The sequence below is a fragment of the Agrobacterium sp. CNPSo 3708 genome, assembly GCF_028674915.1.
Lineage (GTDB): Bacteria > Pseudomonadota > Alphaproteobacteria > Rhizobiales > Rhizobiaceae > Agrobacterium > Agrobacterium cavarae.
In genome coordinates, this window is sequence record NZ_JAQZSF010000011.1 from 1 (window position 1) to 17017 (window position 17017).

Below are 17017 nucleotides of genomic sequence, written 5' to 3' on the forward strand. Positions count from 1 at the left end.
CAGCAGCGCCGCCGCCCTCGTCAGTGAGCGGACTTATAAGAGACACACCCCAAACAAGTCAACAGAGGTTTTTCAACAAAATCCATATTTCTTGTAAGTTACTGTTTTATATGATGAATTTTGACAAACCTGTCAAACAGGTGTCAGAAACATATCAGTTCCATGACTTTCCCTGCCGGTTTTTGCGAGAACGCGGGGAGAAGTCCGCGCCGCACACATACGCGCCACGTTTTCGCCGCGACTTAATCCTATCTGCACTTCTTAACGAAGAGTTACAGCAAGCTGGGAACTGCGTCGGGATCGCCGCGCAGAAGTTTGACTCCTCGGTCTGAAAGTTGCACATCTTCGTCACATGACTTCTGGAGATCAAATGCAGAAACGGTCGCGACAGGCATGACGGCGGATCGGGATATGATCCGTACGCTCGGGACCGAGCCGCCTATTCTGGCGGAAGGCCGGCGAGCACCCGACCGGCGCGAGATCTCGATCCGCTGGCTGAGCGGGACATTTCTCACAGGCATCACCTCCTCCATATTGATGGGCGTCGCACTCTTTGCAGCGCTCGACGGCCGTCAGCAGCTTGCCATTCCCGCAGAAGCCTTCGCGCGCGGAGACATGGAACACTCTCCTTCCGAGACAGTTCGCCGTGGCACCCGGTTGGTGGCGCCCAATATCGCAGCGCGTCCTTCGGACCGCTCCGTCATGGAAGTCTCGACAGTCATTCATGATGGCGACAAGGAAGTGGTTCGCAAAGTCCCCTTCGCCCATGTGAAGATCTCGCTCGCGGCCAATTATAATGCGCAGGATGATTATCCGGCATTCGATCCGCTCAACATCTTTGCAACCGACGACGAGCCGGAAGCTGCCGGGGCGAGCAAAACCGGGACGATCTACGGGTCCGAGGTGGAATCGGAAGTCAGCCTCAAATCAGTTCCCTTCCCGACGAAGCACAGCCCCTTTGCCTATGCCGGCGCGATGAGCTTCGATGAGGTGGAAGAAGCGGTCCGCTCCAACGGCTCCATCCTGACGGACGGCAACGAACAGCTTGCCGCGCTCTACTATATCGATCCACGTCGTTTCGAGGCCGATGAGGATGTGGACATCACCGCGGGACTGGCGGCCCGCGTGGTCGAACAGAACATGTCGGTTTCGACGCCGCAGGCACCGACCGTCAAACTGCCGGAATTTGCCGACGACGTCATTCCCGTGCGGCAGAGTCAGACGATGGAGGCTGCCCTTTTCGGCGCCGGCTATTCCAAGGAACAAGCCAAGCAGACCGCGACAGCCCTAGCGTCGGTCAATGGGACGGGGGAACTGCAGGCGGGTGACGTTCTCCGCATCGGCATTTTGCAGGACGACGAGAAGAGCGATATCGTTCGCGCCAGCCTTTACCGCAAGAACCGCCACGTCGTGACGGTGGCGGCAAACGACCAGAAGACCTTCGTCGCAGCGAGCGAACCGCCAAAACTCGATGCGGTCGCGACTGCCTTTGACGGCGGCAACGCGCCAATGACGGCGAACCGCGATCTGCCGCGTGTTTATGACGGCGTTTATCGCGCCGCTCTTGCCTATGGCATGAACCAGAGCATGGTATCGCAGCTCATCAAGCTTCTGGCGAGCAGCGTCGATTTCCAGGCACAGCTGAAACCTTCGGATTCACTCGAGGCCTTTTTCTCGGTCGAAGGACCGGATGGCAAGGCGACCGAACAATCCGAATTGCTCTACGTCAATGCCAAATTCGGCGATAACCAGACGCGTTTCTACCGCTTCCAAAACCCGGACGATGGCAGCATCGATTACTTTGATGGCGAAGGTAAAAGTATCCGCCAGTTTCTGATCCGTAATCCGGTTCCGAACGGTCGAATGACATCCGGTTTCGGCATGCGGCGTCACCCGGTTCTACGCTTCAGCCGTATGCATACCGGCACCGATTGGGCAGCGCCTCGCGGCACGCCGATCATCGCCACGGGCAACGGTGTTGTGGAGAAGGCGGGATGGGCATCCGGTTACGGCAACCAGACTTTGATCCGCCATGCCAATGGGTATGTCTCCTCCTATAACCACCAGAGCGCCATTGCGAAGGGCGTGGTAGAAGGAGCGCGCGTCACGCAGGGCCAAGTGATCGGCTATGTCGGATCTACCGGTCTTTCGACGGGTGCGCACCTGCATTATGAGCTGATCGTCAATGGCACCAAAGTGGATGCGATGAAGGTTCGCCTTCCGGGCGGCAAGTCCCTTTCCGGCCAAGCACTCGCACGCTTCTCGGATGAGCGTCGTCGTATCGACACGCTGCTGAACATCGACGGCAAGGGCGAGCAGGTCGCCAGCCGCTAATCGAACTCTGTTAGACACCGTCGCGCCTAAAGCGTAACGAGCGAATCTGAAAGATCGCGATACGCTAAAGGCGGAGCGACCTTAAGCGCGCGCGGCTGCAGGGAAAATTTTGGCGCGGCGAATGACCACATGGCCATGGTCTCCGGCTTCCACCGACGATTCCGGCGGTACATCGAATTCGAGAAGATCCCCTTCTCTCGTCGTGGCGATCACTCGGCGCTCCCCTGCCCTGTCCAGAACGCGGGTGACTTGCGCGGGAATCCCATCATGCAAATCCTCCCATTCCAGATCGGCAGGGCGGGCATAGATCTCGACCGGTCCGTCCGCCTGACCGTAGGCAAACTGAACCTCGGTGTTTCCGACATACACCTTGCCGTTCTTCGCAATCCCGGAAACCTTGTTAGTGTCTCCGAGAAAAGTCATCACGAAGGCGCTGTTCGGCTGGCGGCAGACCTCTTTCGGCGTGCCCTGCTGGACGATCTCACCCTGGTTGAGAATGACGACGCGATCCGCAAGATCGAGCGCCTCTTCCTGGTCGTGGGTGACGAAGATCGTGGTGATGCCCAACTCGTCGTGGATTTCACGAAGCCAGCGACGCAGGTCGCGACGAACATTTGCGTCGAGCGCGCCGAAGGGCTCATCGAGCAACAGAACCTTCGGATCGACGGAAAGTGCGCGTGCCAGGGCGACGCGTTGCCTTTGCCCACCGGAAATCTGCGCGGGAAACCTGTCGCCCAACCCCTCAAGCCTTACCAGCCGCAGCAACTCCTGAACGCGGGCGTCGATTTCGGCGCGGTTCCGCTTCACGCGCGATACTTTCAGACCGAAAGCGATGTTCTCGTTCAGCGTCATATGCGGGAAGAGTGCATAGTGCTGGAAGACGAAGCCAACGCCTCGGTCGCGGACGGGGATGTTTGTTGCATCCGTCTCGCCGAAATAGATCTGGCCGCCATCCGTATATTCGAGCCCTGCAACCATACGCAGGATCGTCGTCTTGCCGGAGCCGGAAGGACCGAGAAGCGCCAGCAATTCGCCGCTTTCGATATCGAGCGAGACATCGCGCACGGCGCGAAACGTGTCGAAGGTTTTAACGACATTCTGCAGGCGGATTTTCATGAAATCGTCTCCGTGGCGACGGCGTTTGCGGCGCTCAGCTTTTTACGTCCGCGACCTGCACCGCGCCGCTCCAATGCGACTTTGGCGATGATGGTGATAACGGCAAGCGCCGCGAGAATTGAGGCGGAGGCGAAAGCGCCAGCAGCCTGATAGTCGTGATAAAGAAGCTCGATATGCAGCGGCAGCGTGTTGGTCTGCCCGCGAATATTGCCCGAAACGATAGACACCGCGCCAAATTCGCCCATGACACGGGCGTTGCACAGCACGACGCCATAGAGGAGCGCCCATTTGATGTTGGGCAGCGTAACGGAAAAGAAAGTGCGCCAGCCGGAGGCCCCAAGCGAAGTTGCCGCCTCCTCCAAATCGCGTCCCTGCGCCTGCATCAGCGGGATGAGCTCGCGCGCAACAAATGGAGCCGTGACGAACATCGAGGCGATGACGATGCCCGGTAGAGCGAAGAGAATCTTGATTTCATAGGCATCCAGCAACGGCCCGAACAGACCCTGCAGGCCATAGACGAAGAGATAGGCGACGCCGGCAACGATGGGAGATATGGAGAAGGGAATTTCCACGATGACCAGCAGGAAACGCTTGCCCCAGAAGTCGAACTTGGTGATCGCCCAGGCAGCAGCGACACCGAAGAGCGTGTTGATCGGCACCGCGATCAGTGCGGTGATCACCGTCAGCATGATGGCATGACGGGTATCGGGATGGTTGATGGTCGCGGCGTAGGCCTTCAGACCTTGAGAAAAGGCCTCGACGGCGATGACCAGCAGAGGCGCCACCACCAGGAAGGCCCCGATGATGAGAACGAAGCCGATCAGGCTTCGGCGCACCCATGGTGCATCGCCGACGCGCGGCGGCTTGCGGCGAGAGGAAATAGCGCTCATTCTCTAGCTCCTCACCGTGTAGCGCAAAGCGCGTGCCTGCAGATAATTCGTGAGCGCCAGCATCACGAAAGCCGTGATCAACAGAACGGATGCGATCGCTGCAGCCGCCTGATAATCATATTCCTCCAGCCGGATGAAGATCAGTAGTGAGGTAATCTCGGTCGAGAAGGGCTGATTGCCGGCAATGAAGATGATGGCGCCGAATTCGCCAAGGCTGCGGGCAAAGGAGAGCGACAGGCCGGCAAGAAGCGCTGGCGTCAGAAGTGGCAGGATGACCTTGCGAAAAATCTCGAGATCCGATCCACCGAGCGACTGGGCGGCCTCTTCCAATGCAGGGTCCAGATCTTCCAGCACGGGCTGAACGGTGCGAACGATGAAGGGCAGACTGGTAAAGGCCATCGCCACGATGATGCCGAGCGGCGTATAGGCGACCTTTATTCCGACCTCTGCCAGAACTGAGCCAAACCAGCCGTTTCCAGCAAAAAGCGCTGTCAGCGCAATACCGGCCACCGCCGTCGGTAGCGCGAAGGGCAAATCAACAATGGCATCGACCAGACGCCAGCCTGGAAAGCGATAGCGTGTCAGCACCCATGCAAGTGCGAGGCCGAAGATGACGTTGAAGACTGTTGCGGCCAGCGCGCAAAGAACGGTGACGCGGTAGCTCGCGAAGGCTCGCGGAGACGATATGATGCTCCAATATTCCGCCGGTCCGAGGCTTGCCGCCTTGAAGACGAGTGCCGCCAGGGGAAGAACGACGATGATGCCGACGTAAAGCAGCGTGACGCCGAGAGACAATTTGAGCCCCGGCAGGACATTGCGTTTCAAATCTTCCCCCTCTGCATCGGCGAAGGTCCTGTTTCTCGGCACGAGATGGAGAGACACAAGATCAAAAATCGACCCGGCGAGTATCCCGCCGGGTCGATGTGGATTTGTGCCATAGAACGATTAGCGATTGCCGTAAAGCGCATCCAGTTTTCCGCCAGAGGCGAAATGGTCTTTCTGGATCTTGTCCCAGCCGCCGAAAACATCATTGACGTTGACGAGGCGAATGCTGGGGAACTGGTCCTTGAACTCGGCCGCAACCTTTTCATTGTGAACGCGGTGACCGAACTCAGCGGCAATGCGCTGGCCTTCTTCGGTATAAAGGAAGTCGAGGTAAGACTTTGCCAATTCGCGCGAGTCGCGCTTGTCCACAACCTTGTCGACGACCGCGACCGGGAATTCGGAAAGCAGGCTGACGGACGGCACAACGCCTTCGAACTTGTCCGTGCCGTACTGCTTGGCAATGCCACGGGTTTCGGCCTCGAAGGTGATCAAAACGTCGCCGATCTCACGCTCGACGAAGGTGGTCGTCGCGGCGCGGCCTCCGGTATCGAAGACAGGAACGTTGGCGAAGATCTTCTTGATGAACTCGTCGACCTTGGCCTGGTCGCCATCGAACTTCTCATTGGCGAAAGCGACAGCGGCCAAATAGGTGTAGCGCGCATTGCCGGACGTCTTCGGGTTCGGGAAGACGATCTTCACGTCATCGCGAACAAGATCATCCCAGTCCTTGATATTCTTGGGATTGCCCTTGCGAACAAGAAAGGACGGGAAGGAGTAGAAGGGCGACGCGTCGTTAGGGAAATCCTTCTGCCAGTCGGCGGAAACAAAACCCTGCTTCACGAGGAAATCGATATCCGTGACCTGGTTGAAGGTAACGACATCTGCCGCCAGACCCTCAACGATCGCACGGGCCTGCTTCGAGGTGCCGGCATGCGATTGGTCGATCGTCACGCCCGGATGGGATTTGAAGAAGGCTGCATTTTCAGCCGCGAAGAGCTCACGCGCCACATCATAGGATGCGTTGAGAAGCGTCTTCGGCTCCTCAGCGGAGACGGTGGTGGAAATCAAAGCAGCAAGTGCGGCGCCAATCAGCGCAATCCGTTTCATGTCAGCCCCCATGGATCTCATTGGAGGCGGAGAATAGAGAAGGACGATAGCCTCGGCGAGGAACCGTGAACCTCAGGCTGACCCATCTTGAGAATGTTCAACTCCCGAGACTGGTCTTTTCGCAGTAATTTTCCGGAAGATCTCTAACCCGATGCATGGTCAAAATCTGAACTCTGGCGCTCGGGGAGCAGCCTGTAGCGTTGCGGATCTCACCTCGCGACGTGGATTCCCATAATGCTTCATAAAACCCGATATAGCGCCGATCCAGTTGCAAATCCGTGGTTCATGTCGGCCTTGGATACCCGCTTTATTGCATCGCCAAAATTATTTCGCATGTCGTGCTTCCAAACCCGTTTTTACGGAGTTTGGATGCGGTGGCTCCATCACGCAACATTTATCAAACGGAGGGAAGACAGGGCGCCTGAAAGCGTATTGAGTATATGAGAAAACAAAAAAACGCTGCCTATTGCGACGCAGCAAATTGACTTGACCGTCTGCAGAATCGTGGCATCTACTACAGCATCAACCCGAAAATCGGAATCGCTTTTCGGAAACGCAAGATGCGTAGATTTAAAGATATAGAGCGTCTTTAGTGCGTCTGAAAAGACGCACGGCGCTCTAGAGAAGTAGAAGACCGCGGCTCATTCCTGTCCAGCGTTGCCGCCGGACCATGCAGACAGCCCGTTACGGGTTAAGGCGTTACTCCAGGAGATAGACATGCAGGTTTCAGAACAAGAGTGGATCAGCAAGCGGGCTTACACACTTTGGGAGAGCGAAGGCCGCCCGCACGGCCGTGATGCCGAGCACTGGGAGCAGGCGAAGAAAGAATTCACTTTGCTGCAGAGCACGAAGGCGACCAAGCCTGCTCATCGCAAGAAGGGCGAAGTCAAAGCCGCTTCCATCGCTCCCGAAACAACCAAACCCAAGACACGCGCCAAGAAGTCTGCAGCCCAGTAAGCACTTCAGAACAGCTAAGCGCTTCAGAAATTCCAACCTGCATGAAAAAGCCCCGTTCACACAGAACGGGGCTTTTTTGTATCGACTGAGAAGATGCTGCGCAAAACTGCGCAGCGTTTGCTCGCGTGTGTCGCTTCAGAACGTCAAGGCGCGATCGCCGTTTTCGTCCTTGATGCGGGTCGGCAAGCCGATCTTGTTCAAGAGATTGAGGAACGGCTGCGGCGGAAGTTCTTCGACATTCGCCATCTGCTTCACATCCCACTCGCCAGTGGCAATCAGCATCGCTGCGGCAACCGGCGGAACGCCAGCCGTGTAGGAGATGCCCTGCGAGCCGACTTCTTCGTAGGCTTCCTTGTGGTCAGCCACGTTGTAGATAAAGACTTCGCGCTCCGTGCCGTCCTTCGTTCCCTTGACGATATCGCCAATGCAGGTCTTGCCGACATAGTCGGGCGCCAGTGAAGACGGATCGGGCAGCACGGCCTTGACCACCTTGAGCGGAACCACTTCCAGACCTTCAGCCGTCTTGACCGGCTTTTCGGACAGGAGGCCAAGGTTCTTCAAAACGGTGAAGACGTTGATGTAATGGTCGCCAAAGCCCATCCAGAAACGCACATCCGCGCCATCCATGTTCTTGGATAGCGAGTGCACTTCGTCGTGGCCCGTCATATAGGCCTTCTGCTTGCCAACGACCGGCAGGTCGAATTCCTGTCCGACTTCGAACATCTGGTTCGTCTGCCACTGGCCGTTCTGCCAGGAATAGACCACGCCGGTGAATTCGCGGAAATTGATTTCCGGATCGAAGTTGGTCGAGAACCAGCGACCATGACTACCGGCATTGATATCGACGATATCGACGGACGTGACCTTGTCGAAATACTCATCCTTGGCCAGACGCGCATAGGCATTGACCACACCCGGATCGAAGCCGACGCCCAGAATGGCGGTCACGCCCTTTTCCTTGCATTCGGCGGCACGCTTCCATTCGTAGTTTCCGTACCACGGCGGTGTTTCGCAGATCTTTGTTGGATCCTCGTGGATCGCGGTATCCATATAGGCAACACCTGCGTCCATGCAGGCCTGAAGAACGGACATGTTGACGAAGGCCGAACCGACGTTGATGACGATCTGGACGCCAGTCTTTTCTATCAAGGCCTTCGTGGCCTCGATATCCAAAGCGTCCAGCGCGTGGGCCTCAAGTTTCACCTCTGTCTTGAGGCTCTTCTTTTCACGTACGGATTCGACAATCTTGCGGCACTTATCGACAGTGCGTGACGCAATATGAATGTCTCCCAATACATCGCTATTCTGGGCGCACTTGTGCGCCACGACCTGTGCTACGCCACCGGCGCCGATGATGAGAACGTTCTTCTTCATTTCAGGTGATGCCTCCTTTTCCCCGCAGGGATGGCTTTTTGAGAAAGAGTGCTACATGCGTTTTTCAAAAACGCGTTGTTACGACAGACTCTGCTGATAATCGACAAAGTCGAATTCACGGACGGTTCGAATGCTGCCGTCCAGTTCCTTGATGGCAATCGCCGGCATTTTGACGCCGTTGAACCAGTTCTTCTTGACCATTGTATAGCCGGCCGCATCCTGGAAAGAGACGCGATCGCCGACCTTGAGTTCGTTTTCGAACTTGAATTCGCCGAAGACATCGCCCGCGAGGCAGGACTTGCCGCACACCATATATGAATGCTCGCCCTCGTTGGGCGCGACCTTCGCGTTCTCGCGATAGATCAAGAGATCCAGCATGTGGGCTTCAATCGAGCTATCGACAATGGCAAGATTCTTGCCATTGAACAGCGTGTCGAGAACCGAGACTTCCAGCGTCGTGCTCTTGGTGATCGATGCTTCGCCCGGCTCAAGATAGACCTGCACGCCGTACTTTTCAGAAAACTGCTTGAGGCGGTCGCAGAACTGGTCGAGAGGATAATTCTCGCCAGTGAAGTGAATGCCGCCGCCAAGGCTGACCCACTCCGCACGCGACAGAAGCGAACCGAATTTTTCCTCGATCTGACCAAGCATCTGGTCGAAGAGGCCGAAATCATTGTTCTCGCAATTGTTGTGGATCATGAAACCGGAGATGCGGTCCATGATCTTCTCCACCTTGGCCACATCCCATTCGCCAAGACGGCTGAACGGGCGCGCGGGGTCTGCCAGATCGAAGGTGGAAGAACTCACCTGCGGATTGAGGCGAAGGCCACGAACGATGCCGGACGCCTTGTCGGCGAAGCGTTCTAGCTGCCCGATGGAGTTGAAGATGATCTTGTCGGCGTGGGAGACGACTTCGTCGATCTCGTAATCGGCATAAGCGACGGAATAGGCATGCGTCTCGCCACCGAATTTCTCATGCCCGAGCCGCACCTCATAGAGCGAGGACGAGGTGGTGCCGTCCATGAACTCAGCCATAAAGTCGAAGACCGACCACGTCGCAAAGCACTTGAGCGCGAGAAGAGCCTTGGCGCCGGATTTTTCGCGCACATAGGCAATCTTCTCCATGTTGCGGAGAAGCTTGGTCTTGTCGATCAGGTAGTAAGGTGTTTGCAGCATCGGCCAGTCACATCGTCCAATTGATAGAGATCATGAGATCATTTTCCCGGCCTTATATGATGCTTGTGACAGGAAAACAAACCTGTCGAAAACAATTGCAACGATTCCCTGGCGGGTTTTCGCAAAAGGCGGGAACAAAAGCGCGGGCCCTACGTTTGGAGGTCAGGCGCATTTTGACACCCTAGAAAAGGATTGAACATGGCAAGCGTTCGCAACGTGGAAGACAAGGTACGCGAAACCCTCAACAGCGCTGAGGCCGAGGATGTCTCCGCACAGCTGTCGCAGCTGCGTGACGACCTTTCCAACCTCGCAAAGAGCGTCAAGGCGCTTGGAGTTGGCGTTTCCCATGAGGTCAAGGCACAGGCATCGCGCGTTGCCGATGATGCCATGGCGAAGTCTGAGCAGACCGTTCATGCGGTTCGCGACGAAATTCAGACGCTGAATGATAATCTGGTCTACCAGGTTCAGCGTAATCCACTTCAGTCTCTCGGCATCGCTGTCGCAACCGGCTTCCTTCTTGCCCTTGTCACGCGTCGATAAGGCGCAAACATGCTTCAAGCATTTTTGCTCTATCTGGGCGATACACAGCGGGAAGGCACCTTCGTCACGCGCCGTATAAAGACCGGCATCGTGCTTAGGGTGCTTGCCGGCTTTTTCTTCCTGGTTGCCGTCATCGCTGGCGGCATCGGCGGCTCGATCTATCTTGCTAAGGAAATCGGTGCTGGCCCTGCCGCGTTGGTGATTGCCGGCGGCGCTTTCCTGCTCGGCGTGATCATGCTGGTCTGGCTGGCAATCCTTCGTCGCCCGACGGCGTACCGCCGTGCACCAATTGCGTCTCCGCTTGCGACGGCACCATTGGCTGTCGAGGCAATGGCGGCTGGCGCTCTTGGAAAACGTCCGTTCACGACGCTGTTGATTGCGATGGCGCTTGGCTTCATCACAACACGCACGACAATTCGCAAGAAGTAAAACTCTCATGCGCGTCCCTCGGTTTCCAAGGGACGCGCATTTACCTTGCGGTCTTTTCCAAAAAAATTCCCCTACCCTTCTTCCGACAAAATGATACGCAGTCTCCAACAGTCTCTTTTTGAAAGGATGTTGGATGCGGAAGAAAGTTCTCGTTGTCGGCGGGGCCGGATATATTGGCTCGCACACCTGCCTGTTGCTTGCAGAACGCGGCTACGAACCTGTCGTTTTCGACAATCTCTCCAATGGCCATGAAGAATTTGTTCGCTGGGGACCGTTCGAGCAAGGGGATATTCGCGACAAGGCGCGACTGGACGAGGTCTTCGCCAAGCATCAGCCCGAGGCGGTTCTTCACTTCGCAGCCCTCATCGAGGTGGGTGAATCGGTCAAGAGCCCGGTCGCCTTTTACGATAACAACGTCATTGGCGCCCTGACCCTCTTGTCCGCGACGATGGACGCCGGCGTAAAAGCCTTCGTTTTCTCGTCCACATGCGCGACCTATGGTCTGCCCGAACGTGTACCGCTGGATGAAGGCCACCCCCAGGCTCCGATCAATCCCTACGGCAGAACCAAATGGATCGTTGAGCAGGCGCTCAAGGATTTCAGCACCTACAAGGATTTGAAGTCTGTGATGCTGCGCTATTTCAACGCGGCGGGTGCTGATTTCGAAGGCCGTATCGGAGAGTGGCATAAGCCCGAAACACATGCCATTCCGCTCGCGATCGAGGCGGCCCTTGGCCGCCGCCAGGGCTTCAAGGTGTTTGGCACCGACTATGACACCCGGGACGGCACCTGCGTGCGCGACTATATTCACATCCTCGATCTCGCTGATGCGCATGTCCGCGCGGTGGACTATCTCTTGTCTGGCGGGGAGACCGTAGAACTCAATCTCGGCACCGGGACTGGAACGACGGTGAAAGAGTTGCTCGACGCGATTTCAAAAGTCTCAGGCCGCCCGTTCCCCGTGGAATTCGCCGAACGGCGCGAAGGCGACTCCACTAAGCTTGTGGCCAATAACGACAAGGCCCGGGAGGTCCTGGGTTGGCAGCCGCGCTATACGCTGGAGGATATCATCTCCTCCGCATGGCGTTGGCATTCGACCCACAATGCGGAGCGTTGAGAGACCCGCTCAGCACAAAAAAACACCGGCCCCAATGAGGCCGGTGTTCTGAGAAAGAGCATCATGCTCCCTCTCGCTCCTCTCCCGTAACGGGATTAGGGCTTGGTAGCACCTGTCTGCGTGGTGTCGGTTGCCGCTGGTGCCGTGGTGCTTGCGTTCGCGTTCTTGTCCTTGAGGGTCATGAACTCGGGCGCTGCCTTCAGCGATTCAGCGGTTTCGGTCGTCGTCAGGCGGACCGTGCCATTGTTGGTGTCACGTGTCATCGTGAGCTTGTCCATCGGGACGGCAACATCCTTGGTGCCGATTCCGAGGAATCCGCCGACGCCGACCACAGCAGCGACAATGCCGCCGTTTTCTTCAAGGATGAGGTTCGTCACGTTACCAATGCTCTCGTCGGCGGAGGTGTAAACCGAGTTGCCGATGAAATCATTGGCGCTGATCTGGTTGGCTGCCTGCTCCGTCAGATAGGAGCCGGATGCGGCGCCAGCATTCGCGGAGGTGTCGGTCGCGCCAGGGGTTGTCGGCATGACTGGAGTTGCCGGCGCGGCGTTCGGGCTTGCTGGAGCCGTCGTGCCTGGCGCAGGCTGAGTTGCGTCTTGGGCGATGGCGAGCGGTGCGAACGCTGTTGAACCCATGAGGGCGGCCGTCGCGATAAGGGTCAATGTCTTTTTCATCTCGTACCTTCCTTTCATCGTCGTTAAACCAAACTGGCTGGTGACAGTTCATCTGTCCTTTTCGTCAACCTGTTCGCCGAGCAAACGAAACGACGGCAAAATTGGTTCCGGGTTTTTCACCCTCATCAACAAAGGGTGAAAGGAGAAAAAAGCCTATAGATATCGCTACCTGCCGCAAGGAACAGCATTGTGCCGGCAAATTAGACAGCTATTATCTGTGCGTCATTCAGCATAAAAGATGACACTTATGGACGTATAAGGGCACGACAATTTCCAGGTTTAGAGCATTCTTCGCCAGACTGTCTCCCACAGCATCGATTGGCACCTACATCGTCATCATGACGACGCTGGTGACCCTGCCGCTGATTATTTTTGCCGGTTATCTGATGTTGCGGCTTGAAGCGGATGAACGGGAAGATTTGCAACGTGAAGCCGTCGACGATGCACGAGCCATCAGCCGCAACATCGAGCGGCGTCTTCAGGAACTGAGCACCACGCTTAATCTCCTCGTGCAGTTTCCGGAACTGGAAGATGGCGATCTCGCCAGTTTTCATCAGCGCGTCAGCGAAAGCCTGCGCCAGCGAAACATCTACGTGGTGGTCGCCACGCGCGACGGCGTTCAGAAGGTCAATACGCGCGTTCCCTACGGGCAGCCTCTAGGCCAGGTTCCTGCGGATGCCCATATTCAGGAGGCGATCGATGCCAAGCGGATCATGCTTTCGAACATCTTCTATGCCACCAACCGGAAGGAATGGGTGTTCACCGTCACCCTTCCCCTGCCACGTCAGCTCGCAGCCGCTGGCGACGTATTGATCGTTACGCAAGCCGCGAAGGATCTCTCAAGCCTGATCTCGACGGACGCAATCCCCGCTGGATGGTCGGCCTCGGTGATCGACAGCGGCGGGCGCGTGGTGATTTCAAGCAATATGCAACAGGCAGCGCCCGGTATCGCCTATGAGCCGGCAAAACTCGCAGCCGGGATGTCGGCTTTCAGCGGCAGCTTCACCGATGCTCATAACAACATCTATGCCTATGCCCAACTTCCCGGCTGGCCCTGGAAAGCGGTCGTGGCGGGCGCGATAGACCGTAGCGACTCGGCCTTGCGCAGCACTTGGCGGCAGATGTTGATCGGCAGCCTTTTCATCGTCCTGGCTGCAGTCCTCGGCACCTACCTTGTCGGCCGGCAATTGCGGCAGTCCGTCAAACAACTCGTCGCCGTGGCTGAACGCATCGGCGAAGGCGAAATCGTCTCGCGCGTCGAAACCAACGTCAAGGAACTCAACCAGGTCGGTGTGGCACTCTCCAACGCGTCTTTCGATCGCAGTCAGGCAGAAGACCGTAACCAGCTGATTTTGCATGAACTGGTTCACCGGTCCAAGAACATGTTGACCCTGGTGCAGGCGATGATGCGCCAATTGGCTCGGGAAAACACCACCGTTCCCGAGCTGCAGAAGGAAGTCGATCGCAGACTACGAGGTCTCGCCATGTCGATCTCGGCACTGGCCGAGGTCCAGTGGGAAGGCCTGCCGATCCACCGCTTGGTGAAAGGCCATCTTGAGGTGTTCGGCTCGACAGCCAATCAGGTCGATATCTCAGGCGAGGATTTCCTTCTATCGCCCGAAGCTGCGCAAAATCTCGGCCTCATCCTTCACGAACTGAGCACAAACTCGATCAAGTACGGCGCGCTTTCAGTCAGGGAAGGACGCGTGCGGCTTCATTGGGCCTTTAATTCAACCGATCACGATAGCGTCACGATGGAGTGGACCGAGACAGACGGCCCGCCGGCCAGCCAGCCTTCACGTCGAGGATTTGGCTCTACGATTATAAAGCGCCATGCGGAAAGCGCATTTTCTGCTGTTGTTTCAACGGATTATGCGCAAACCGGGTTTACTTGGTCGATGACCGCGCCCATGGAGCGGCTGCTCAAAAGAAATTCTGGCCCAGAGACTGCGTAAAATATCGTTGGGCCTCTGGAACCAAGAATAGGTGCGTACGTTTCTTCAGCACGCCAGGCCAATTCCCCGTCCCCGCCTAGAGGCCCGGCGCAGCAGGTTTTGCCCCTGAAAACCTGCCCCTGAATAGCACGGCTCTCCCCCGAGCCGTGCTTTTCTGTTTTTGGGTCATCGATCGACAGTCCTCACTCGCCAACTCACGCGGAGACGCGGGGAATGTCCTCCGTCGATAATGTACGCTTCAGCTCATCACCTGAGATAGCCCGCTGGTCAAAGATGCGCTGAGATGACCGCGTGTCCTGTAAAGCATGGTGCGATGTTCAGATTCGCTCCACGCCCTAGGTCGCGTAGCGCATGTCGCTGTCACAAACCGCCGGACACTTTTACGTGGATCATGCTTTAGGACATGCTGAGCGGCGCACGAGTTCTTTCTACACGCATATGGGCTGAAAAAATCGATCCCGATCTCGAGCCCGTCCCATCGCGCTTTGCGTAAAGGTTTCCACGCAAAGGACGTCTTTCGCGTCAGGACGCGACCGGAGCAGGGAAGCGCAGCGTATATCCGATGTCACTGGCCGAGATGTCGTACCGCGCCTCCCCTGCAAGGGCTGCTGGCACCACCTTTTCGAGGACAACGCTACCAAAGTTGCTTCGTCGGTCGCTCTCTTGCGATGCGGGCAGATCATCCGGAGAAAGCGGTTCGCTCCAGCTCACTTCGAAGAAATCCCCGTCGCGCCGGCATTCCAGCGTGATGGGCAAGTGAAGCGCCAGGTTGGGGCTGTGGCTGACGGTATTCACCACCAGTTCGTGGAAGGCCAGCCCCACATAGAGAGCGCCATTCGGATTGAGCAGGAGGTTTTCACCCTTCATCTGAACCAGGTGAGGATATTCTGGAAGGTAGAGATCCGATTGCTGTTTCAACAGTTCGAAAATTTCCGCTCCGCGCCAATCTGAATCCGTGATCAGATCTTGAGATTGTGCCAGCGCATGGAGCCGCCCACGGAATTTCCGCAGGAAATCTTCCTTGGTGAAACTGAACCGTGCCGTCTGTGCCGAAAGGCTCTGGATGATTGCCAGAAGATTTTTCGAACGATGACTGACCTCGCGCAGCAGCGAGCGAAGCAACTGTTCGCGGCGACGCTCAACGGTGACCTCGCGGATTGTCGTCTTCAACACTCCCTGGCCAGACATGTTGACCGTGGAATAGACATGGAACTGAAATATCCTGTCCTTGCCCGCCATCACCTCAAGCGTACCGCGGCTGCCCGCAGCGCTCAGATCCTTCTTCAACTCCGACAGACGCTGAGCAAGGTCCTTGCCGAAGATGTTGATGTCCGTAGGCTCGTCTTCCCGCTCCGTCGGGAGGTTCCAAACGTCCGGCAGATTGGCAATGAATATGTAATCCCGGTCACGATCCTGCAGCATGACAGTTTCGCCGGAGTCGAGCAAAGCCAACACCAGCGAATCATGCAATTCACCTTCGTTTCGGTCTCTGTTGTGCCACGCGAGCCGATGCAATTTCATCTCCTAGCGGAAAACGACGTCGAGCCGCGAAGCGCCCGCGCCGACTATCCTTGCGTCAAACGTCCAGCAGCCGCAAGAGTTGCGGGACATAACGACACTCAGCATGAATTACGCGGCAACACGTGAACTTTCATTAAAGAACAGAGCCTGACTGATCAGCGCCTTAACCATATCTGGGTTGAATGGCTTGGTCACAAGGAAGGTCGGCTCAGGCCGCTCACCGGTGAGCAGACGCTCAGGGAAGGCGGTGATGAAGATGACCGGAAGGGTCGTCATCTGAAGGATGTCCTTCATCGCGTCAAGGCCGGAACTGCCGTCTGCAAGCTGGATATCCGCAAGGATCATCTTTGGCTGGGTGCGGTGGAAGAGTTCCAGCGCTTCCTTATGGGTGCGGGCGATGCCGGTGACGTTGTGGCCGAGATCGGTCACCATCTGCTCGATGTCCATCGCGATCAGCGGTTCGTCTTCGATGATCATGATGTCGGTCGCAACCTGGCGGGCGATTTCGGACGCCGCCTCATCGATCAACTTGCCGATATCACTTTCGGGAACCTGAAGAACTTCAGCGGCTTCCGAGGGAGAAAACTCTTCGACAGTGGTCAGCAGAAACGCCTGGCGCGGCACAGCCGGAACGGCCGAAAGATTGGCAGAAGCGCGCTTTTCCCAGCCCGTCAGGTTCTCATCCGTCTTGATGTTGATCGTGACGGAACTAAAAATAGAGACAAACAATTGATAAAGCGAAACACGATCGCTGCTCGTCTGCGGAAAGATGCTGACATCGGCGATCAGAGCTTCGAGGCTAGCAGCGACGTAGGCATCGCCGGTGGATTGAGACCCGCAAACGGCACGCGCGAACCTACGGAGATAAGGTAGGTGCGGTGCAATGCGTGTAGAAACGGACATGTAATTCTCCCCTGTTCATGCGGTCTGCAGCGCAAACCTGCGGGATTAATGCCTGAAGGAAAAAAAAGTTCCGCAGGCCTGGAACGTTTTTTTTGTGAG

General features: G+C 56.8%; 16 protein-coding genes. 7 read left to right on the top strand and 9 right to left on the bottom strand.

From position 1 onward, the window contains the following. Positions 1–332: hypothetical protein (locus tag PVA19_RS20700; protein WP_274104035.1), on the top strand; the 332-nt coding region annotated here is incomplete at its 5' end. Between the two features lie 61 nt (positions 333–393). Further along, positions 394–2334, top strand: coding sequence for a M23 family metallopeptidase (locus PVA19_RS20705; RefSeq protein WP_274104036.1), 1941 nt, complete (start codon positions 394–396; stop codon positions 2332–2334). Between the two features lie 81 nt (positions 2335–2415). Here PVA19_RS20705 and PVA19_RS20710 read toward each other — a convergent pair whose 3' ends face one another. The 4 genes from PVA19_RS20710 to cysP all read right to left on the bottom strand — a co-directional run bounded on the left by PVA19_RS20710 (position 2416) and on the right by cysP (position 6272). Next, on the bottom strand, positions 2416–3450 hold the full coding sequence (locus tag PVA19_RS20710; RefSeq protein WP_274104037.1) for a sulfate/molybdate ABC transporter ATP-binding protein: 1035 nt from the start codon (positions 3448–3450) through the stop codon (positions 2416–2418). Then, entirely contained in the window at positions 3447–4340 is an 894-nt protein-coding gene (gene cysW, locus PVA19_RS20715; RefSeq protein WP_274104038.1) for a sulfate ABC transporter permease subunit CysW, read from the bottom strand. The genes PVA19_RS20710 and cysW overlap by 4 nt, the downstream gene beginning before the upstream one ends. A gap of 3 nt (positions 4341–4343) precedes the next feature. Further along, positions 4344–5165: a sulfate ABC transporter permease subunit CysT gene (gene cysT, locus PVA19_RS20720; protein ID WP_062439094.1), complete on the bottom strand. Its 822-nt coding sequence runs from the start codon at positions 5163–5165 to the stop codon at positions 4344–4346. Positions 5166–5285: 120 nt separating this feature from the next. Further along, the gene (gene cysP / locus PVA19_RS20725) at positions 5286–6272 is read right to left on the bottom strand and encodes a thiosulfate ABC transporter substrate-binding protein CysP (protein ID WP_274104039.1); all 987 of its coding nucleotides are present in this window, start codon (positions 6270–6272) and stop codon (positions 5286–5288) included. A gap of 717 nt (positions 6273–6989) precedes the next feature. Between cysP and PVA19_RS20730 the strand changes: the two genes are divergently transcribed. Then, positions 6990–7229, top strand: a complete 240-nt coding sequence (locus PVA19_RS20730; protein WP_062597628.1) for a DUF2934 domain-containing protein — start codon at positions 6990–6992, stop codon at positions 7227–7229. Positions 7230–7364: 135 nt separating this feature from the next. On the opposite strand, the gene PVA19_RS20735 is transcribed toward PVA19_RS20730, so the two are convergent. Together PVA19_RS20735 and nspC are read right to left on the bottom strand one after the other, a co-directional pair. Further along, positions 7365–8603 carry a saccharopine dehydrogenase family protein gene (locus PVA19_RS20735; protein ID WP_113272405.1) on the bottom strand — a complete coding sequence of 413 codons (1239 nt, stop codon included), beginning with the start codon at positions 8601–8603 and terminating at the stop codon, positions 7365–7367. Positions 8604–8681: 78 nt separating this feature from the next. Beyond that, on the bottom strand, positions 8682–9779 hold the full coding sequence (nspC, locus tag PVA19_RS20740; RefSeq protein WP_274104040.1) for a carboxynorspermidine decarboxylase: 1098 nt from the start codon (positions 9777–9779) through the stop codon (positions 8682–8684). Between the two features lie 198 nt (positions 9780–9977). Between nspC and PVA19_RS20745 the strand changes: the two genes are divergently transcribed. From PVA19_RS20745 to galE, 3 genes are all read left to right on the top strand, one after another. Next, positions 9978–10319: a DUF883 family protein gene (locus PVA19_RS20745; protein WP_112360601.1), complete on the top strand. Its 342-nt coding sequence runs from the start codon at positions 9978–9980 to the stop codon at positions 10317–10319. A gap of 9 nt (positions 10320–10328) precedes the next feature. After that, positions 10329–10748 carry a hypothetical protein gene (locus PVA19_RS20750; protein ID WP_274104041.1) on the top strand — a complete coding sequence of 140 codons (420 nt, stop codon included), beginning with the start codon at positions 10329–10331 and terminating at the stop codon, positions 10746–10748. A gap of 133 nt (positions 10749–10881) precedes the next feature. Next, entirely contained in the window at positions 10882–11865 is a 984-nt protein-coding gene (galE, locus tag PVA19_RS20755; protein WP_116494535.1) for a UDP-glucose 4-epimerase GalE, read from the top strand. A gap of 95 nt (positions 11866–11960) precedes the next feature. Here galE and PVA19_RS20760 read toward each other — a convergent pair whose 3' ends face one another. Then, positions 11961–12539, bottom strand: coding sequence for a PRC-barrel domain-containing protein (locus PVA19_RS20760; RefSeq protein ID WP_111850854.1), 579 nt, complete (start codon positions 12537–12539; stop codon positions 11961–11963). 338 nt (positions 12540–12877) lie between these two features. Here PVA19_RS20760 and PVA19_RS20765 point away from each other — a divergent pair, with 338 nt between their 5' ends. Further along, a complete protein-coding gene (locus tag PVA19_RS20765) occupies positions 12878–14494 on the top strand; it encodes a sensor histidine kinase (protein ID WP_274104042.1) in 1617 nt (538 codons plus the stop codon). Positions 14495–15016: 522 nt separating this feature from the next. Here PVA19_RS20765 and PVA19_RS20770 read toward each other — a convergent pair. Together PVA19_RS20770 and PVA19_RS20775 are read right to left on the bottom strand one after the other, a co-directional pair. Further along, positions 15017–16015 carry a sensor histidine kinase gene (locus PVA19_RS20770; RefSeq protein ID WP_062427733.1) on the bottom strand — a complete coding sequence of 333 codons (999 nt, stop codon included), beginning with the start codon at positions 16013–16015 and terminating at the stop codon, positions 15017–15019. 108 nt (positions 16016–16123) lie between these two features. Continuing rightward, entirely contained in the window at positions 16124–16918 is a 795-nt protein-coding gene (locus tag PVA19_RS20775; RefSeq protein WP_062427732.1) for a response regulator, read from the bottom strand. Positions 16919–17017 lie beyond the last annotated feature (99 nt).